Genomic DNA, 20573 nt, shown 5'->3' with positions numbered 1-20573 from the left:
AATTCACAAGCCTACTATAATTACGGTAAAACCGTAACAGAAGTAATGTTTTATCTTAGCACTCTTTTAAGATATAGTTTATTTTTGTTCAAAACATATTGAGGTTTAGGGGAATCTCATTATAATAGTATTATTCTATTAGATAAAAGGGAGATCATTCTTGTGATTACTCCCTTTTTTTTTTAGTGTTGCTGAGGAAACTTAGAGAAATATAAAAGTTAGTTATATATTAAATTGAGAAATTAGGGGGTCTCATTTAGTAGTTAAAAATAACTTCCATAAACCTAAAAAGGGATTTCCCAAACTTTTCTTTCTTCCAAATACTCCAATAAAACAGTGCGTGAATTTATAAATACCATCATACTTTTTGGGTTAAAAGCTCAGTTTTTTTATTTAGAATAAATTAAAATAACTACATTTGTACTCTAATGTATAAATGAATTATTATGTCTTTTTTAATTGCGATAGAAGAAGTTTCAGCAAAATCTAAGAAGAAAAATATTAAGATTGCAGAGAACTATAAAAGTAAATGTTGTAAAAAGTATAAAAAAGGAAAGGGCAAACGCTGTAAACGTTGCCCATGTTTTGATTTATTGAAAAAAGCTTCGTAAAAAGTCTTTATTTTTTATTTGAAACCATTTAGTCCAGTAACATCCAATCCTGTAATTAACAAGTGAATATCGTGTGTTCCTTCATACGTAATAACACTTTCTAAATTCATCATGTGTCGCATAATTGAGTATTCACCACTAATTCCCATTCCGCCTAACATTTGACGCGCTTCACGTGCAATTTTCAATGCCATATCTACATTGTTACGTTTTGCCATGGAAATTTGAGCAGAAGTAGCCGTGCCATTTTCACGCATAACTCCTAAACGCCAAGCTAATAATTGTGCTTTTGTGATTTCAGTTATCATTTCAGCTAATTTCTTTTGCTGTAATTGAAATTGACCAATAGGTTTTCCAAATTGAATACGTTCTTTACTGTAACGTAAAGCGGTATCGTAACAATCCATTGCAGCTCCAATTGCTCCCCAAGCTATTCCAAAACGAGCTGAATCTAAGCAGCCAAGTGGTGCTCCAAGTCCAGATTTGTTTGGTAATAAGTTTTCTTTAGGAACTTTTACATTGTCAAAAATCAACTCTCCTGTTGCAGAAGCTCTTAATGACCATTTATTATGTGTTTCTGGTGTAGAAAAACCTTCCATACCACGCTCTACGATTAATCCGTGAATTCTTCCTTCTTCATTCTTTGCCCAAACAACTGCTATTTGACAAAATGGAGAATTAGAAATCCACATTTTTGCACCATTTAAAAGATAATGATCGCCCATATCTTTAAAATTAGTTGTCATTCCTCCAGGATTACTTCCATGATCTGGTTCTGTAAGACCAAAAGATCCCATCCATTCACCAGAAGCTAGTTTCGGTAAATATTTTTGACGTTGTTCCTCGTTTCCATATTTCCAAATAGGATACATGACCAAAGATGATTGTACAGAAGCTGTAGAACGAACTCCAGAATCTCCACGTTCAATCTCTTGCATGATTAATCCGTAACTAATTTGATCCAAACCTGCACCACCATATTCAGCTGGAATATACGGTCCAAATGCACCTATATCTGCCAATCCTTTAATGATTTGCTTTGGAAACTCAGCACGTTGTGCGTAGTCTTCTATAATAGGAGAAACGTCTCTTTTTACCCAATCGCGGGCAGCGTCTCTTACTAATTTATGTTCTTCGGATAAAAGCTCATCTAAGTTGTAGTAATCAGGAGCTTGGAATAAGTCTGGTTTCATCAATCGTGTGTTTATAGCATTTTTTAATACTCAAATTTACGGAATATTCGCAAATCGCGATCACAAAAGTAATTAATGAAATGTCACAAAACAAAGACTAATTGTTATAATTTTAAATAAAAGGATTTTGTGAGCAAAATATATGCTTCCGTATATTGATGTCTTGCGGTTTCAATAATTAATTCTTCCACAGTGGTTTCCGTTTTTTCAAACGAAAAAGAAATCAAACTGCGTTTAAAATCGGCTTCAGGATTTCCTTTTACGTGACATGTTTTACGTGGAAATAAATTGTTGGCTTTCGCCAGATTCACAAAATGATCATATTCTTTATACGGAATAATAGTGTGAAACGTTCCTGTAGGTTCCAACAAATATGCAACGCCAGCAAGTAATTCTTCAAAAGGCAATGCGTCTGTAAAACGTGCCGTATCTCGTTGTGTATTCTCAGTTTTGTAGTTTTCCGTGTAAAATGGCGGATTTGAAATGATTAGATCATACTTATCTTCAATCTCATCGACAAACTCGTCCAAACCTGCGTGGTAACAAAACAATCGATCGCTCCAGGGAGAATTTTCAAAATTATCAACTGCTTGCTCGTAGGCATCGTCGTCAATTTCAATAGCATCAATCACTTCTGCGTGACAGCGTTGTGCCAATTGTAAAGCAATTAAACCAGTTCCGGCGCCAATATCTAAAATAGCAAACGGATTGCTTTCTATAGAAGCCCAAGCGCCTAACAGAACGCCATCAGTTCCGACTTTCATCGCAGTTTTATCTTGCTGAATAGTAAATTCTTTAAATTGAAAAGGTTTACTCATAGCTATAATTCAAGTGATTTAGTCCCCGAAATTTTAATTCCGTGTTGTGTAAGTGTATCAACTTTCTTCTGATTATTTGTCAACATCGTAATCGATGTAACATCTAAAGCTCTTAAAATTTTGGCTGCTGCCGAAAAATCACGCGCATCTTTTTTAAAACCTGCGGCTTCATACGCAGCTGCTTGTGGCATGCCTTCTCGTTTAAAAGGAATACTCTTCAATAATGCATGATGTCCGTTTCCTTTTCCTTCTTGTTCTAACCATATAATAATTCCGCAATCTTCTTTCTGAATCAATTGTTGTGCAATTGCCATTTCCTCTCTGCATTCACATTCAACACTATTAAAAATATGTGCATGAATGCAGGATGAATGTACTCGACAAAGCACATTTTCTTGCTCGGAAATATCACCCATATAAAAAGCAATTGCTTCTTTTTGTCCATCATAAAAAAGGACTTCATGAAACGTTCCGTACTTTGTTTTCAAATCGACTTCTGCCATTTTTATCATAACGGTATCGTTTTTTATTCCAAATACAAATCAATCAAACCTTCTGGTGCTTCAATATGAATGGTTTTATTCTCACGATCTATTTTTGTAATAATATCATCATTCATCGGAATCAAAATTTCAATTGGTCCGCGTTCCACTTCAAACAACGGTTGCGCTGTTGAATCGTTCACACTGACAATTGTTCCAACCTTTCCAAATGAAGCATCTTCAATAGTGAAACCAATAATTTCGTGGTAGTAAAACTTATTGCCTTCTAGTTTTGGTAAAAACTCCAAAGGCAAATACAATTCACATTTTAATAATTGATCGGCATCTTCTTCGGTTTCAATATCTTCAAACTTCAAGCGTAACAAATCTGACTTGTGCAATGATGATTTTTCAATAAAAAACGGTAAAAACTCACGTCCAAGTTTTATAAAAACGGCATCCAAATCATCGTACAAATCGGGTTGATCAGTGTCTAATTTCGCAAGTAATTCGCCTTTAAAACTATACTTCTTTACAATTTTCCCTAAATAAAAACAATCTTCAATTCGCATATCAATAGTATAAAAAAAGCCTAGCAAATTTAGTATTTACTAGGCTAAAAATTATATGTATAATCTATAATTTATTCTTCTTCACCTGCAGGAGTTTCTCCAGCATCTTCAGCAGCATCTTCTACAACAGGAGCATTTGCAGCAATACGAGCTTCGTTTACAGCTTTTTCAGCTTCAAAAGCTTTCGCTTTTGCATCAGCCTCAGCTTTCGCTAAACTGTCAACTTTACCTTGTACCGATCCTTCTTTGTTTTCAATCCAAGCAGTAAATTTCTCTTCTACTTGTTCTTCAGTTAAAGCTCCTTTACGAACACCACCAAGTAAGTGATTCTTGTACATTGCACCTTTGTAAGAAAGGATTGCACGTGCAGTATCAGTTGGTTGTGCACCGTTTTGTAACCACTCAACTGCACCATCAAGGTTCAATTCAATAGTTGCAGGGTTTGTGTTTGGATTGTAGATACCTAATTTCTCTAAGTATTTACCATCTCTTTTTGCTCGTGCATCAGCTGCTACGATCCAGTAAAAAGGTTTTCCTTTTTTACCGTGTCTTTGTAATCTAATTTTAACAGACATAAAAATTAATTTGTGAGGTTCTCGACCTCGATTATTAATAAGGCTGCAAAAATACTATTATTTCTGAAACACAACTACTTAAAAAGTCTTTTTTTTGGTATTTCCGCACGAAAAAATGCAGTCGTATCTTCGCTAGTCGCTTTTTTACCGCAAAATAGTTAATAACTTTATGTGTACTGTTTTAAAAAATGCTAGTTAATACCTATTAATTTAGTTTATACTGAGCGCAGTCGAACGTACTCAACCACTAATACGGTGTTAATAACTCCATAGTAAAAAACAGGAAAAAAATACGTAATTTTAGCTGTTCAAAATTCTCCGATACAACCACGCTATATGTACTTAATATTTGATACCGAAACAACGGGATTACCAAAAAGATGGGACGCGCCAATTTCTGATACAGATAACTGGCCAAGATGTATACAAATTGCTTGGCAACTGCATGATGAACTTGGAAATCTAATCGAACATCAAGATTATTTAGTACAACCTGAAGGTTTTAATATTCCGTATGATGCCGAAAAAATTCACGGAATATCTACCGAATTGGCTGCTGAACAAGGAATTTCGTTGCAAGAAGTGTTGGAGAAATTCAATATAGCACTTTCAAAAACAAAATTTATTGTTGGACAAAATGTTGGTTTCGACGTCAACATTATGGGTTCTGAATTTTATCGTGGAAATGTTGCTAACAAACTACAAGAACTTCCAGTATTAGATACGTGTACGGAAGCCACTGCAAGTTTATGTCAATTGCCAGGTGGACGTTTTGGAAAATTTAAACTTCCAACATTAACCGAATTGCATCAATATCTTTTTGGAGTAGGTTTTGGTGAAGCGCACAACGCAACTGCCGATGTGGAGGCAACAACGCGGTGTTTCTTAGAACTCATCCGAAGAAAAGAATACACTACGGAGCAACTTGATGTATTGCCAGATTATTTTGAACGTTTCTCGGAAAACAATCCGCAACCGATCAAAATGATCGGATTGAAACATATCAATCTAAAAGCGGCTTCTGAAAAAATACGGAAGCGTTTAGCCAAAACACAAGAAGGCGAAGGAATCTCGCAACAAGAAATTGCAGCAAATCTTGAAGCCTTAAGAGAAGCGCCGTTTTCACACTTACACAATCATTCACAATTTTCCGTATTACAGTCCACATCAAGTATTGGCGATTTGGTAAAAGCCGCAGGTAAATACAACATGCAAGCAGTATCTATGACAGATCATGCAAACATGATGGGCGCATTTCACTTTGTAAAAGAAGTGAGTAATTATAACAAAGGTGTCAAAGCAAAAATCGCGGAAGCAGAAGAGAAAGGTGAAACGACAGACGCTCAAATTCTAAAACCAATTGTAGGTTGCGAATTTTTCGTGTGTGAAGATCATTTAGACAAAACAAGAAAAGACAATGGATATCAAATTGTACTCATTGCCAAAAATAAAAATGGCTATCACAATTTGGCAAAAATGTCTTCCATAGGATACACAAAAGGATTTTACTATGTGCCGCGAATCGACAAAAAAGTCATAGAACAGTACAAAGAAGATATTATAGTGCTTACAGGAAACCTCTATGGAGAAGTCCCTAATAAAGTATTAAATATTGGAGAAACACAAGCCGAAGATGCATTGCTTTGGTGGAAAGAAACCTTTCAAGACGACTTGTATGTAGAAATTATGCGTCACGATCAAGAAGATGAAAATCGAGTGAATGATGTGTTGGTTAAATTGGCTAAAAAGCATGAAATTAAACTCATAGCAACAAACAATACGTATTATATTGCGCAAGAAGATGCAAATGCACATGATATTTTATTGTGTGTAAAAGATGGAGAAAAACAAGCAACACCAATTGGTCGCGGACGTGGATATCGCTACGGATTACCAAATCAAGAATACTATTTCAAGTCGCCAGACGAAATGAAAACCTTGTTCAAAGATTTGCCGGAAGCCATTCTTTCCATCCAAGAAATTGTAGACAAAGTAGAGCCTTTTGTATTAGCACGTGATGTATTATTACCTGCATTCGATATTCCAGAAGAGTTCCAGTTTGAAGAAGATGAACATGATGGCGGAAAACGTGGAGAAAACAAATATTTACGACACTTAACGTACGAAGGTGCGAAAAAAAGATATGGCGAAATTACACCAGAAATTCAAGAACGACTCGATTTTGAACTCGCAACCATCGAAAAAACAGGATATCCTGGGTATTTCTTAATTGTAGAAGATTTCATCCGAGAAGCACGAAACATGGACGTTTCGGTTGGTCCAGGTCGTGGATCGGCAGCTGGTTCAGTAGTAGCCTATTGTTTGTGGATTACAAATATTGACCCGATGTTGTACGATCTACTTTTTGAGCGTTTCTTAAATCCTGATCGTGTATCCATGCCCGATATTGATATTGACTTTGATGATGAAGGACGAAGTCGTGTCATGGATTATGTAATTGATAAATACGGTTCCAATCAAGTAGCACAAATTATTACCTACGGAACCATGGCGGCAAAATCGTCTATTCGTGATACGGCGCGTGTACTAGATTTACCATTAAGTGATGCAGACAGAATTGCAAAGCTGATTCCGAACACCAAACTAGCTAAGATTTTTGGAAAATCAGAAGCAGAACTCAAGCAAAAATTCCGATCCGAAGAAATACTATTGATTAATGAATTGGTCAATATTTCGGAAGAAGATGGATTGGAAGCGGAAACTGTGAACATGGCGCGCGTGTTAGAAGGTTCTGTCCGTAATACGGGAATTCACGCATGTGGAGTCATTATTACACCAGACGACATTACAAAATTCGTTCCTGTTGCGTTGGCGAAAGATTCGGAAATGTACTGTACACAATTTGATAACTCGGTTGTGGAAGATGCAGGTCTACTAAAAATGGACTTCTTAGGGTTAAAAACGCTAACCTTAATAAAAGATACCGTAAAGCTTGTGAAATACAAGCACGATGTTGACATTGATATTGATACTATTTCGTTGGAAGACGAAAAAACCTATGAGTTATTCCAGCGTGGTGAAACGGTAGGTGTGTTTCAGTATGAATCGCCTGGAATGCAGAAGCACATGAAATCGCTTAAACCAACAACGTTTGCCGATTTAATTGCAATGAACGCTTTGTATCGTCCTGGACCAATGGAATACATTCCGAGTTTTATTAGAAGAAAACATGGAGAAGAAGATATTGAGTACGATTTAGATGCTTGTGAAGAATACTTAGAAGAAACTTACGGAATTACGGTGTATCAAGAGCAAGTGATGTTGCTGTCGCAGAAATTGGCAGATTTTACCAAAGGTGAAGCTGATGTCTTGCGTAAAGCAATGGGTAAAAAGCAAAAAGCCGTACTTGATAAAATGAAGCCTAAGTTTATAAAACAAGCTTCGGAAAAAGGACATGCAGAAGATAGATTAGAGAAAATTTGGAAAGATTGGGAAGCATTTGCGGCATACGCCTTTAACAAATCGCACTCTACTTGTTATGCTTGGATTGCGTATCAAACAGCGTATTTAAAAGCACATTATCCTGCGGAATATATGGCGGCGGTACTTTCCAATAACATGAATGATATTAAAACGATTACCTTCTTTATGGAAGAATGTAAACGTATGAAACTGGATGTTTTAGGTCCGGACGTGAATGAATCATTCTATAAGTTTACAGTAAACGATCAAGGTGCAGTACGTTTTGGAATGGGCGCTATTAAAGGAGTTGGACATGGCGCAGTAAAAACTATTGTGAAAGAACGTTCGGAAGGAAGATATAAGTCCGTATTTGATCTAGCAAAACGAATAGATCTTCGCGCAGCAAACAAAAAAGCATTTGAAAATTTAGCGTTGGCTGGCGGATTTGATTCTTTTGGAGATACACACAGAGCACAATATTTTCATACGGAAAATGACAACATTACATTTTTAGAAAAAACAGTAAAATACGGAGCCAAGTTTCAAGAAAATGAAAATTCTGCACAAGTCAGTTTGTTTGGGGAAGCCAGTGAAGTACAAATAGCCGAACCACAAGTGCCGCCATGTGAAGAATGGGGAACTATGGAAAAACTAGCGCGCGAAAAAGAAGTGGTTGGAATTTATATTTCTGGACATCCATTAGATGATTTTAAAGCGGAAATGGGCTTTTTCTGTAATGGCGATCTGACTTATTTTTCTCAGATGGAAAATTATGTAAGTCGTGAAGTATCTTTTGGTGGCGTTGTAACGGAAGTGCAACACAGAGTTTCTAAAAATGGAAAAGGTTGGGCGTTATTTACGGTGGAAGATTACACCAATTCGCACGAGTTTCGGATTTTTGGAGAAGAGTATTTAAAGTTTAGGCATTTCTTTGTGCCGAATTCATTCGTTTATATAAAAGCGTATATAAAAGAAGGTTGGGTAAATCGTGATACAGGGAAAAAAGGCGATCCGCGATTGCAATTCAATTCCATGCAATTGTTGCAAGATGTGATGGAAACTGCGGCACGAAAACTAACCATTCAGCTTGATGTAAATAAATTAGAGGAAAAAACACTCGATTTTATCAACGAAATATTAGATACACACAAAGGTGATAAATCGTTACATTTTACTTTGTACGAACGAAAAGAAAAAATAAAACTGCAAGCGCCAAGCAAAAAGAAAAAGGTACATATTACACAAGAATTGTTGGATGCGTTGGCTGCGGAAGATGTACGGTATAAGATTAATTGATATTGTTCACTTCGACAGGTTCAGTGTAAAAGTATTGAGAAGTTTCAAAGCAGCTCTCGATATAATTTTCTTAGGAAAATCACTCGATCTGACGTTTGAACACTGAATTGACTTTAAAACGAAATAATTGGTGCAATCATTAAAAATAAGAAGAGTAGCCAAAAAAGCAATTCGTGAATTCGTGACAAATTTTTAAATAGTATTAAGGTTTTTCAAAGTAGCTCTCGATACAATTTTCTTAGGAAAATCACTCGATCTGACGTTTGATGAAATGAATAATATAAACCTATGAAAAAACAAAACCTCCTAGTCTTCGATATTGACGGAACATTGCTCGATAGCGAAAACGTGCATCAAACAGGATTTGTAAACGCATTGCATGCAATTGGCGTAGAATTCGTGAATACCAATTGGGAAAGCTATACGCACTTAACGGACAGTTTTATCGCAAAAGAAAACTATGAAAGTGATGTGAATCGTGGATTTTCAAAACAAGTAATGGAACGCTTTGAAGCGGAATTTGTGAATGAAATCCAAGATTGTAATGTAACGCAAATTGCAGGAGCGAATGCATTTTTACAGAAAATCATCAAACACACCAATTATGCAGTTTGCTTTGCAACAGGTTCTATGTTATTGCCAGCAAAATTAAAACTAGATCGCGCAGGAATTGTGTATGATCAAGCGTTGTTAGAAGCTTCTAATAATTATTTCACAAGAGAAGAAATTGTCAATTCCGCCATAGCGAAAGCAAAAAACTATTTTAATGCTTCAAAATTTAAACGAATTATTTCGTTAGGCGATGGAATTTGGGATGTAAAAACGGCCCAAAACTTAGACATAGAATTCATTGGAATTGGCGCAGGAAATCGTGAAAAACTGCAATCGCACGGCGCAAAACTACATTTTGTTAATTTTAAGGAGTTTGATATGAATTTATTGTAAATCGCACAATAATATCTTAAATTACAACAAATTAAGTGTTCGCTCATTCAAATAGGATGTTTACTCAATACCACTTTGATGGCAACGCTTCTCTCGATACATTTGATACTATATATAAAGAATTGATCAGTGCGCTCACAAATTTTGAAGCGTATCTTATTTGAAGAAACTAATTTTTAAAAAAGAAACAGATGAAAACACACGTAACATTTACACAAAAAATATGGTACATGACGCTGTTCATGGTAGCTGTATTTGCGTTTAATCCGATGTACGGACAAACAGGGAAAGCGACAACTTCGCAAAACGGAAAAATCCTTAAAGGAACTGTAAGCAATCCGCAAGAACCGTTAGATGGTGCTAATGTAATTTTAAAAGGTTCTAACGAAGGAACTGTAACAAATAAGAAAGGCGAATTTACGTTTCCTGTCGCATTAAAAACGGGCGATATTTTATTAATTAGCTACTTAGGGTACGAATCTATCGAAGTAAAAATAAAGGCAGATACAAAGTTTATAAAAGCAGTTTTGTCTGATGAAGTAATCGAGTTTATGGGCGCTGTGAATACGAACAAGCGTTACAAATCGAAACGAAAAAACTAATTAGTTAGCAGCTATTTTACTTTTGTGAAAATGCGTATCACACATATAATCTTATTCATTTTTGTATTTCAAGCGAATGCTCAAATTTCTGATTTTCAAAATATTTCATTTGAAAAAGCAGACGAGATTGCTTTGAAATACAAGGATGAAACATTACATAATTTACCAGATCTAGTATATAAATTGACTTCAAAATTGGACACTGATGTAGAACGTTTTAGAGCAATTTTTAAATGGGTTTGCAGCAGCGTTGGGAACGATTACAGATTGTACACTAGAAACAAACGCAAAAGACATCGTTATAAAAATGATAGTGTTAAACTGAATGAGTGGAATACAAAATTTCAAAAAATTGTTTTTAGAAAGCTTTTAAGAGATCGCACAACTATTTGTACAGGATACGCGTATTTGGTAAAAGAATTGGCAAATTTGGCTGATATTGAATGCGAAATGATACACGGATTTGCAAGAACGAGCACGATGAATTTAAAAAACTTAGATTCGCCAAATCATTCATGGAATGCGGTAAAACTTAACGGAAAATGGTATTTATGTGATCCTACTTGGGCGAGCGGAATTCCAAATCCAAAAACGTTTCAATTTCAATTCGATTTTAATAGCGGTTTTTTTCTATCAGATCCGCACATATTTGCGGTAAATCATCATCCAATTGATGAAAAATGGTTTCTATTAAAAGGTACAGTACCTACTTTTCAAATGTTTTTAGACGCGCCAATTATTTACGGAAAAGCATATAGTTATTTCAGCGATCATAGTTATCCTGAAAAAATGCACACGGAAGTACAGCAAAATAAAAACTTCAATTTTACGCTTCAACTTCAAAAAGAAGTACAAAAAGAAGATGTAAATTTAGTGATAGAAAGCAGTTTTACAGAACGCAAAATACATCCTGAACAGATTTCTATTCAAGAAAAATCGTTATCAATAGATTACAAATTTGAATATACAGGATATTACGATGTGCATTTGTATATCAAAGAAGATTTAATTTCTACGTATACAGTTGAGGTAACTCGATGAAAACCATTCGGTAATTTTTTTTAAAGAGTTAATGTGCAGTAATCCAAAGTTATAATAAGAAAAATCAATAGGAACATAGCCAAAACAAATACTTGTGATGTAAGTTTTGGAAAAATATTTGACTAATATTGCATAATACACAAAAAATAAAGTAGAATTTTAAAAAATATATAGTTATGGCATTAGAAATCACAGATGCAAATTTTGAAGAAGTAGTAATGAACAGCGACAAGCCAGTATTGGTTGACTTTTGGGCAGCTTGGTGTGGACCTTGTAAAATGTTAGTTCCTGTAGTTGAGCAAATCGCTACTGAATATGAAGGAAAAGCAGTTGTTGGAAAAATGGACGTAGATGCCAATCAAAAGTATGCAGCTCAGTTTGGAGTTCGTAACATTCCAACGGTTTTAGTTTTTCAAAACGGAGAATTAGTAGGACGTCAAGTTGGTGTAGCACCAAAAAACACATACACTGAAGTAATTGATAAGTTATTAGCTTAAAAAACACATTTAAAATAGAATATAAAGGGTTTGGCATTATGTCAAACCTTTTTTTTTATTAAAATATAACTTTTAGAAGCTTTGCAGCTAGTGAAAATTAAAAACAGTATTCTGAACTTGATTTTTAATCGCGTCAAATACTAAAAAATTAGTTCGTACATTTATATCATAAACTAAAGAAAAATACTTGTGAATTTACAACAAGAACTCAATAAAACTTCAGGATTTAAAAACTTAGAATTGCTTGCGAAACAGGTGGTTGAAGGATTTATTTCCGGAATGCATAAAAGTCCGTTTCATGGTTTTTCTGCTGAATTTGCAGAACATAAAATTTACAATCAAGGCGAAAGTACGAAGCATATTGATTGGAAATTATTTGCCAAAACAGACAAATTGTACACTAAAAAGTACGAAGAAGAAACCAATTTGCGCTGTCATATTATTTTGGATAATTCATCTTCCATGCATTATCCGCCAGTAGAAGCGCCATCATTAGACAATTTGAATAAAGTCGGATTTTCGGTATTGGCAACTGCTTCTTTAATGAATATTCTTAAAAAACAGCGTGATGCTATTGGTTTGAGTATTTATTCAGATGATTACGATTTTTATGCGCCCGAAAAAGGAAGTGAACGTCATCATCAGTTATTACTGAATGCGCTTGATAAAACAGTCACTACGAAGCGAATTAATAAAAAAACGGACACGTACACCTATTTGCATCAAATCGCAGAGAAAATACACCGTAGAAGCCTTATTTTTCTATTTACAGATATGTTTCAAGATGGAGTAGCAGATGAAAAACTATTTGAAGCATTACAACATTTAAAATACAACAAGCATGAAGTTATTTTATTTCATGTATTTGATTCGGAAAAAGAATTAAATTTCGATTTTGACAACAAACCAAAGCGTTTTATTGATGTAGAATCGGGTGAGCATATCGATATTTATGCGGATTCAGTACAAGAAAACTATAAAAAAGCGGTTTCTGATTATTTTTTACAATTAAAAATGAAATGTGCACAATATAAAATCAAGTACGTTGCCGCAGATATTAACGAAAAATTTGAAAAAATTTTACTAACGTATTTGGTTGAAAGACAAAAGTTTGCGTAATTCATTGAAAAAAACTTTCAATTTTTATTCAAATATGTTTGTATAAATGGAATTGTGGTGTATATTTGCAACCGCAATAAAGCAACGGTTTGGTAGTTCAGCTGGTTAGAATACATGCCTGTCACGCATGGGGTCGCGGGTTCGAATCCCGTCCAGACCGCTAAAATTGCTAAAAAGCTTCTCTTTAAGGAGAAGCTTTTTTTGGCAAAAAGATTTAGTTGTGTTGTTTAAGGTAAATCCTTGATTTACCTTTGGTTTAGTAGTTAAACCAATGAAAAGCTTTCCTTTTTTCTTTACTGAAAATTGGGATGCTTTTTTATTTTAATGAAACTCAACTTTAAGAAGTCCAAAGGACGCACTTAAAGTTGTAAGTTGAATTAATCCCAACGTAGGTTGGGATCTTATCAAATGTATTTTCTACGCTGTCTTAACTTTTATCTATTGTTTTTGAATTCGGATTTCAAGAAGTCCAAAGGACGCACTTAAGTTGTAAGTTGAATTAATCCCAACGTAGGTTGGGATCTTATCAAATGTATTTTCTACACTGTTTTGACTTTTATATTTTTTGAATTCAAAAATATTGTTCTATTAATAGCTCTTGATTTGATTCTACATTATCTTTCTTTCAACTTTTTTTTGAATAAATTCAGAAATCTTGCGTTACATTAATTGATGCGACTAAAAATTCCATTGTTTTTATTTCTTTTCCTGTATTCGTTTTCAGCGAAAGCGCAAAAAAACAGATATCCAGAAAAACTTTTCGATTATGGAGACTACTATTATTGGAATGTAGAAAATATAAGAGGAAATATAAAAAAAGTTAGTACTGTTAACTTTGAATACACATTCAACAAAAAAGATTCTACTTATGTTGAGTATTCTTTCCACAACGCTGTGAAGAAAGTATATGTTGATATTAATGAGGTTTTTGAGTTTGATAGAAGCGGAAACCTTCTAAAAAGCTATTATGTCGATCAAGACTCGGAGCAATTTCTTAACGAAGAAAACAAATTCAACGACAATCATCAATTAATTTTTAATAAAAGAAGGTCAAAACGTAGTAACCGAAAAAAAAGCACGTCAATTATTCATGAAAAAATTGAAAAACGAAATTATACTTCTAGTGGAAAACTAAAGGAGGTTTGGGTAAAATCATCTTTTCAAAAAGATTATTTCATCAAAAAAAGATACACTTACAACAAACATGATTTGGTGGAAAAATATGAAACTTTTAATGCGCATATAGAAACGGATAACTATGTAAGTTGTAAAGGGAGTTCTGTCCCTCAAGATTACGTAATCAAATATGTATATGATGATAAAAACAGATTGACAGGACAACATCAGTATATGTATAAATATAGTTATGATAGACGCAGAGAAGGTATTGTGAAGCTTAGGGATTTTTCATCATATAAATTAAAGCAAAGTACTTTGTATGTGTATAGCGTGAAAAATAGGCTAGTAATGGAAAAGAGAAGCTTCTATCATGATTATCAAAAGGGGAATGTAAATATCATTACGTACACGTATGATGCTAAAGATAGACTTACTAAACGTATGACAACTTACAAAGCAGGACATGGAAGCGGTTATATTTATGAATATCACGAAAAAAAGGGGAAACTGGATAAAGTAGTTTCTGTTCACATCGAAAAGAAAATAGGAATACATACCATTCTCAAAAGAATCACAGATATTAAAAAAAAGGAAGAAGATGGATTTGTATCAATTCATTACAACAGAGGAAGAAAAGCTGAAATTTGTCATTATAATAAGTATGGAGATGAAACTTTGAGTAATGATCTTGACGATCACGAAAAACGTTCTTACCAATACAGCTACGATAAACACGGCAATTGGACTTCACGAACTCTATTTGAAAACGGCATCAAAACGAAACGAATTGAGCGCACATTAGCATACTACTCAGAGTAATGTCTTCAAAAAATTATTGATTTTATTAACTAATAAATTAGTTGAAACTAAAATTTTAGTTATATTTGTTTCATAGAACTAAATATTTAGTTGAATAAACAAGAAGTATATCTATGAAGCAATTGACCAAAGCAGAAGAAGAAATCATGCAAATTCTGTGGCAACTAGAAAAAGCAAACGTAAAAACAATTATTGAAAACTTTAAAGGCACAAAACCTGCCTACAATACCGTTTCTACGATTGTGCGAATTTTAGAATCTAAAGGGTTTGTTGGCTATGAAAAAGTTGGGAAAGGACATATATATCATCCGCTTTTAGCACAAACGGAATACAGTAATCAGTCCATTTCAAAATTGGTCAACGGATATTTTCAAGGATCATTTAAAAGTATGGTGTCGTTTTTTATGCAGAAAAATGATATTAATACTGCCGAATTAGAAGAAATACGTAGAGAAATCGAAAAAAATAATCAGCAGTCATGATCGTATATTTTATTCAAGTCGTCGCTTTTCAGCTATTATTTCTATTGAGTTATGATCTATTTCTCAAAAAAGAAACCTTTTTCAATTGGAACAGAATGTACCTCATATTCTCTTCGCTGATTTCATTTGTATTACCATTCATAAAGCTTGAAAGTTTTCAAAATGTGGTGCCGCAAGAATATATCATTCTATTACCAGAAATTGTGCTTACGCCAGAAAAAGCTGTTGCAAATATTGAACCTACTTGGAATTGGTTTTTAATCATAGGAATCGCAATAAGCAGTCTGCTTTTTATCTATAAAATAACACAATTGATAAAACTTCGTTTCAAAGGACGCTTTATAAAACATGAAAACTACACGGTGATTATCATACCAAAAAGCACTTTGGCATTTTCCATATTTAGATATGTATTTATAGGCGAAGAAATTCATGAAACGAAACTTGAAAATATCATTTCGCACGAATTGGTTCATATTCGCGAAAAGCATTCACTAGACTTGCTGTATTTTGAAATTTTACGAATCCTGTGCTGGTTCAATCCGCTTGTATACATCTACCAAAAACGCATATCAGAAGTACATGAATACATTGCTGATGCAGCAGTCGTTCAAGACAAAAATAAATCCGATTATTATGAAAAATTGTTAGCTGAAGTATTTCAAACACAACAATTTTCGTTTACCAATCAATTCTTTAAACATTCACTAATCAAAAAACGAATCATTATGTTAACAAAACGAAAATCCCGTCAAATTCTAAAACTAAAATACTTAGTATTAGTTCCTATTTTAATTATATCGCTTCTATACACTTCTTGTGGAACTACTGGAATTTCTAGTTCAGACACAACTGAAACAACAGAAATGAAAATGCTAGATTCAGACGAGAAAAAAGCGGCACTTGATAAAGTAATTGCAGACTTAAACCTCCTTAGTGCTAAACAAAATGAAGGTCAAATTTTGTCGAGAACCGATTATGAAGATCAAACAGTATTGCTTACCAAGATGGCAAAACTTTTAGGGGATAATTCAGGTAAATTGAGTCAAGTAGCAACGAAAGCACGTTCGTATGAAGACTACCTATTGGCTCGTAAAAAAAGTATAGAAAGTAAAAATGAGTACAGCGTAATAGAAAAGGAAGCAATTGAATTCTCACACATAGATCAAGCACCTATTTTTCCAGGTTGTGAAAATGCAGGAACTTCAGAAGAAATAAAGAAATGTTCTAGCAAAGGTGTGCAAATGCTCGTGAATAAAAATTATAATACCGAAAAAGCTTCTAAATTAAAATTAGTCGGAGTACAAAGAATCTTTGCAAAATTCATTATTGGTGTAAATGGCGAAATTGAACATGTAAATGTAAGAGCGCCACATCCATCGTTAGTAGAAGAAACCGAGCGTGTTATAAATTTGTTGCCAAAATTTGCGCCTGGAATGAAAGATGGAAAGCCTATAAGTGTAAAATATGTGTTGCCAATTGTATTTAAAATACAAGCATAATTTAAATATGAAAAGAATACTATTTATATTCATTACTGTACTAATCACAATCAAAGTCGGAGCGCAATCTTCGACTTTGGCTGTGGCAGATAGTTTATACACCTTCGGAAACTACTCAAAAGCAATCAAAGTCTATCAAGCGCAAGAAAATAGCAGCTATACAAACACGCAAATCGCAAAAGCATACAAAGCGCTAGGAAATAGTAAAAAAGCTATTATAAACTACGAAAAGGCATTAAAACTGGATTCTTTGAATACCTTAGTTTTGTATGATTATGGAAGATTGTTATATACAACTGGAAAGTTTAAAAAATCGCTCGGAATTTTTGAAAAATTAAAAGCAAAAGATACGCTCAATCCAAACTTTCACTACCAAATTGGTTCGGTAAAAGAAGCCTTAGGAGAAGAAACTTTTATACAATCTTATCGAGCTGCCTTTCAGTTGGATCCGCAACATCAAAAAAGCATCTACAAGCTGATTAAAAACTACCTGGAACAGCAAGAGTTTGAAAATGCAGCAGGTTTAATGAGACTAGGTTTGGTAAACAATTCAGAAGATGTCAAAATTATTGGGTATAGAGCACAATTATATTATGCGAAAAAGGAATCCAGAAACGCATTGTTATGGTTTGAAAAACTAATTAATCGTAAAAAAGCGACGCGATATGTATATGAAAAAGCAGCATTTTCTGCGTATCGCGTCGGACAAATTCTAAAAGCAATTAATTATTATGAACAAGCGCTGAAACGAGATAAAGGGAACTATTACTATCACTCACAATTGGCAAAACTATACTATCAAGATGGAATTGTTGAAAAAGCCGAACATCATGCATCGCAAGCAATTTTGGGAAAAATGACAGATCCTTCGGGCGATTATTATATTTTAGGAATGGTTCATTTTGATCGAAAAGAATTTAAAAAAGCCATGAAGTTATTCAACATGGCATTAGAGGAAAATCCAGATTATGAATTGGCACAATTTAGATTGGCACAAGTGGCAGACAATTACTATTCTGATTCGAAAGCAAAACAAAAAATGTACGAGCGTTTCTTGAAAAAATTTCCAAAAGCAAAGATTGAAATAAAAAAGATTGTTAACACGCGAATTCGAGAGCTAAAAGAGGAAATTCACTTAAAAACAGAATAAAAGAATCAAAAACTACGGCAAACTATCGAAAAGTTGTATTTTTCATGATATTTGTATTGATGAAACAACTTTGGACATATTGCCTAATTCTTTTTTTGTGTGTTTCGTGTGACTTTTTTAACAAGCCAGTGATCACGGAACAAGAAATTGTAGCGCAAAAAAAAGAAAGTATCAATTTAGATACCGTAGACGAATTTCCATCGTTTTCAAACTGTGATCAATTGGAAAAAGAAGCACAAAAAAAATGTTTTTTTCAAACCTTAACCAATCAAATTTACGGACGTTTATCAGAAAACAACTTAATTGTCACCAAAACAATTAATGACACTATCAAAGTAGCATTGTACATTGACACGCTGGGAATTGTAAAAGTTTCATCCATTGAAAAAAGCGATAGCACACATAAATACATTCCAACTTTAGACAGCCTAATAACGACAAGCATTGACAACTTGCCAAAAGCATTGCCAGCGCACAAAAGAGGCATTCCTGTCACCACAAAATTTATCTTGCCAATCATTCTAAATGTAGCAGAGCAAACAATTGAAAATTAAAGAATTCAACTTCAACTTCAACTTCAATTTCAATTTCAACTTCAATTTCAACTTCAACTTCAAACTCAACTTCATATCGCTAATTTCTTCAGCAATCGCAACACTTCCACATACAACCAAATAATTGTAACCAACAATCCCCAAGTGGCAAACCATTCATACTGTTTCTTGGCGCGACCAATATAACGATCCATAAAATCAAAATCGAGCAACAAACTCAAGGAAGCAAAAATAGCAACCACCACATTAAAAGCAATTGCAAACCACGAACTGTCCCAAAGAAAGGAAAAATGAATATCAAAAAAGCGTAGCACAAAAGCAGTAATATAAATTAAGAAAATAACAGAAATTACCGTAACAACGACGCTTCTAAATTTTTGAGTCACTTTAATAATTCTGGTCATATATAAAAGCAACATCACCAAAAAAGTAAGCAACGTAACAATCACTGCTTGAAAAGGTAAATACGGAAAACTTTTATGAATATACGCGCTAAATCCGCCCACAAAAAGTCCTTTTGCAACTGCGTAAATTAGCGTTAGCGGCATCGCCCATTCGCGTCTAACAGAAATAACAATACTACATACCAGCGCTACAATAATTCCGCCTGTAGTATACCATTGAATGTCTATACCATCAAAAAATAACTTCCAAGTATATGCTGCACTTAGCGCAACTAGTAACAGACAAAAAATAGATTTCACAATAACGCCGCTAAGTGTCATTTTACTGCGCGTACGATTGCTGCTAGAACGCTTCCAAAAATAATTAGAAAACGCAGGATTTGAAGTATGCAATCCGAATAAACTCATCTGTTGTTTTTTGTTAAAAATAAGAAAAAAAGACGCTTTGTTGCGGTATAACCATTAAATATTTGTAAATTTACACAATGTACTAGGTAAAAATACTAAAAAATGGAAGCTTTAACCCTAACGAGCTATATCGACAACCGAAACGACTCGCCACAAAATAAACTAAAAATCATTCACGCTACACGAAGTGGCGTAACCAGATCACAACTAAAAAAGTTTAGCATGCGTGTTGCATTGCCACTCACAAAAATATCGGAAATAGTTCCGGCTTCCTACTCAACATTATCTAAAAAAAACAGCTACGACAAAGAAGTAAGCGAACGCTTATTTGAAATTGCCGAAGTATACTCAAAAGGCTTTGAAGTTTTTGGTGATGAAAAAAAATTCACACGATGGCTCAACAAAAAAAGCAAAGTTTTAGGCGGTTTAACACCTTTTTCACTACTTGACACAAGTTATGGCGTAAAACTAGTTATTGACGAAATAAGACGTATTGATTACGGAATTTTTGCTTGATGATAGTTTACAGAATTGACAGAGCCAAACGAAAGAACAACTTACTTTCGGGAATTGGCGCAGAAAAAATTGGCGGACGTTGGAACGAAATCGGAACACGCGCCGTTTACACTTCACAACACATTTCACTAGCGTATTTGGAAGTTGTAATGCATTTAGACATTACAGAAGATTTACCAGACGATCGTATTTTAGTACACATTCACATTCCAGATGAAGTTCCCGTATTAACACTTCAAAAACTTCCAAAAAATTGGAATACCTTTCCTTATAACAGCAAAACACAAGAAATATTTACTCGATTTGTCACGGAAAACAAATTTGCAGTCTTAAAAGTACCTTCTGCCATTGTAAAAGATGAATTCAATTACATCTTAAATCCGATGCACATAGATTTTCATAGCATCAGCGTTTCTAAAATTCAAAAATTTAGCTTTGATTCGCG

The 20573-nt window shown here is 34.1% G+C and carries 19 protein-coding genes and 1 tRNA gene; 14 read left to right on the top strand and 6 right to left on the bottom strand.

The features are described 5' to 3' along the window. Positions 1 to 625 precede the first annotated feature (625 nt). From AB8B65_RS07565 to AB8B65_RS07545, 5 genes are all read right to left on the bottom strand, one after another. A complete protein-coding gene (locus tag AB8B65_RS07565) occupies positions 626 to 1804 on the bottom strand; it encodes an acyl-CoA dehydrogenase family protein (protein ID WP_405300278.1) in 1179 nt (392 codons plus the stop codon). A gap of 104 nt (positions 1805 to 1908) precedes the next feature. Then, on the bottom strand, positions 1909 to 2622 hold the full coding sequence (locus tag AB8B65_RS07560) for a tRNA1(Val) (adenine(37)-N6)-methyltransferase (protein WP_405300277.1): 714 nt from the start codon (positions 2620 to 2622) through the stop codon (positions 1909 to 1911). A gap of 2 nt (positions 2623 to 2624) precedes the next feature. Beyond that, a complete protein-coding gene (locus AB8B65_RS07555; RefSeq protein WP_405300276.1) occupies positions 2625 to 3134 on the bottom strand; it encodes a GTP cyclohydrolase in 510 nt (169 codons plus the stop codon). Between the two features lie 14 nt (positions 3135 to 3148). Beyond that, positions 3149 to 3676 (bottom strand): ribosome maturation factor RimM, encoded by a 528-nt coding sequence (gene rimM, locus AB8B65_RS07550; protein ID WP_405300275.1) that lies wholly within the window; start codon positions 3674 to 3676, stop codon positions 3149 to 3151. A gap of 71 nt (positions 3677 to 3747) precedes the next feature. Next, a complete protein-coding gene (locus AB8B65_RS07545) occupies positions 3748 to 4251 on the bottom strand; it encodes a 30S ribosomal protein S16 (protein WP_405300274.1) in 504 nt (167 codons plus the stop codon). Positions 4252 to 4587: 336 nt separating this feature from the next. Here AB8B65_RS07545 and dnaE point away from each other — a divergent pair, with 336 nt between their 5' ends. The 12 genes from dnaE (at position 4588) to AB8B65_RS07485 (ending at position 18800) form a co-directional block, all read left to right on the top strand. Next, positions 4588 to 8970, top strand: a complete 4383-nt coding sequence (gene dnaE / locus AB8B65_RS07540) for a DNA polymerase III subunit alpha (RefSeq protein WP_405300273.1) — start codon at positions 4588 to 4590, stop codon at positions 8968 to 8970. Positions 8971 to 9258: 288 nt separating this feature from the next. Beyond that, the gene (locus tag AB8B65_RS07535; protein WP_405300272.1) at positions 9259 to 9915 is read left to right on the top strand and encodes an HAD family hydrolase; all 657 of its coding nucleotides are present in this window, start codon (positions 9259 to 9261) and stop codon (positions 9913 to 9915) included. 191 nt (positions 9916 to 10106) lie between these two features. Beyond that, a complete protein-coding gene (locus AB8B65_RS07530) occupies positions 10107 to 10517 on the top strand; it encodes a carboxypeptidase-like regulatory domain-containing protein (RefSeq protein WP_405300271.1) in 411 nt (136 codons plus the stop codon). A gap of 30 nt (positions 10518 to 10547) precedes the next feature. Continuing rightward, the gene (locus AB8B65_RS07525) at positions 10548 to 11558 is read left to right on the top strand and encodes a transglutaminase domain-containing protein (protein WP_405300270.1); all 1011 of its coding nucleotides are present in this window, start codon (positions 10548 to 10550) and stop codon (positions 11556 to 11558) included. 176 nt (positions 11559 to 11734) lie between these two features. Further along, on the top strand, positions 11735 to 12055 hold the full coding sequence (gene trxA / locus AB8B65_RS07520; protein WP_405300269.1) for a thioredoxin: 321 nt from the start codon (positions 11735 to 11737) through the stop codon (positions 12053 to 12055). Between the two features lie 189 nt (positions 12056 to 12244). Further along, positions 12245 to 13174, top strand: coding sequence for a DUF58 domain-containing protein (locus tag AB8B65_RS07515; protein ID WP_405300268.1), 930 nt, complete (start codon positions 12245 to 12247; stop codon positions 13172 to 13174). Between the two features lie 86 nt (positions 13175 to 13260). Then, positions 13261 to 13334: transfer RNA gene (locus tag AB8B65_RS07510), tRNA-Asp, on the top strand. 512 nt (positions 13335 to 13846) lie between these two features. Beyond that, positions 13847 to 15112 (top strand): hypothetical protein, encoded by a 1266-nt coding sequence (locus AB8B65_RS07505; protein ID WP_405300267.1) that lies wholly within the window; start codon positions 13847 to 13849, stop codon positions 15110 to 15112. A 113-nt stretch (positions 15113 to 15225) separates the two neighbouring features. Next, positions 15226 to 15594, top strand: coding sequence for a BlaI/MecI/CopY family transcriptional regulator (locus AB8B65_RS07500; RefSeq protein WP_405300266.1), 369 nt, complete (start codon positions 15226 to 15228; stop codon positions 15592 to 15594). Continuing rightward, positions 15591 to 17096, top strand: a complete 1506-nt coding sequence (locus AB8B65_RS07495) for a M56 family metallopeptidase (RefSeq protein ID WP_405300265.1) — start codon at positions 15591 to 15593, stop codon at positions 17094 to 17096. Before AB8B65_RS07500 ends, AB8B65_RS07495 begins: the two co-directional genes overlap by 4 nt. A gap of 7 nt (positions 17097 to 17103) precedes the next feature. After that, positions 17104 to 18246 (top strand): tetratricopeptide repeat protein, encoded by a 1143-nt coding sequence (locus AB8B65_RS07490; RefSeq protein WP_405300264.1) that lies wholly within the window; start codon positions 17104 to 17106, stop codon positions 18244 to 18246. A 128-nt stretch (positions 18247 to 18374) separates the two neighbouring features. Then, on the top strand, positions 18375 to 18800 hold the full coding sequence (locus AB8B65_RS07485) for a hypothetical protein (protein WP_405300262.1): 426 nt from the start codon (positions 18375 to 18377) through the stop codon (positions 18798 to 18800). 71 nt (positions 18801 to 18871) lie between these two features. Here AB8B65_RS07485 and AB8B65_RS07480 read toward each other — a convergent pair whose 3' ends face one another. Next, positions 18872 to 19612: a Bax inhibitor-1/YccA family protein gene (locus AB8B65_RS07480; protein WP_405300261.1), complete on the bottom strand. Its 741-nt coding sequence runs from the start codon at positions 19610 to 19612 to the stop codon at positions 18872 to 18874. A 102-nt stretch (positions 19613 to 19714) separates the two neighbouring features. On the opposite strand from AB8B65_RS07480, the gene AB8B65_RS07475 reads away from it, so the two are divergent. Beyond that, positions 19715 to 20128 carry an antitoxin Xre/MbcA/ParS toxin-binding domain-containing protein gene (locus AB8B65_RS07475; protein ID WP_405300259.1) on the top strand — a complete coding sequence of 138 codons (414 nt, stop codon included), beginning with the start codon at positions 19715 to 19717 and terminating at the stop codon, positions 20126 to 20128. Next, positions 20128 to 20573: RES family NAD+ phosphorylase (locus AB8B65_RS07470; RefSeq protein ID WP_405300257.1), on the top strand; the 446-nt coding region annotated here is incomplete at its 3' end. The genes AB8B65_RS07475 and AB8B65_RS07470, both read left to right, overlap by 1 nt.

This window comes from Kordia sp., from assembly GCF_045105435.1.
Taxonomy (GTDB): domain Bacteria; phylum Bacteroidota; class Bacteroidia; order Flavobacteriales; family Flavobacteriaceae; genus Kordia.
The sequence above is the reverse complement of the archived record's forward strand: the minus strand, read 5'-3'. Positions and strand labels throughout refer to the sequence as shown.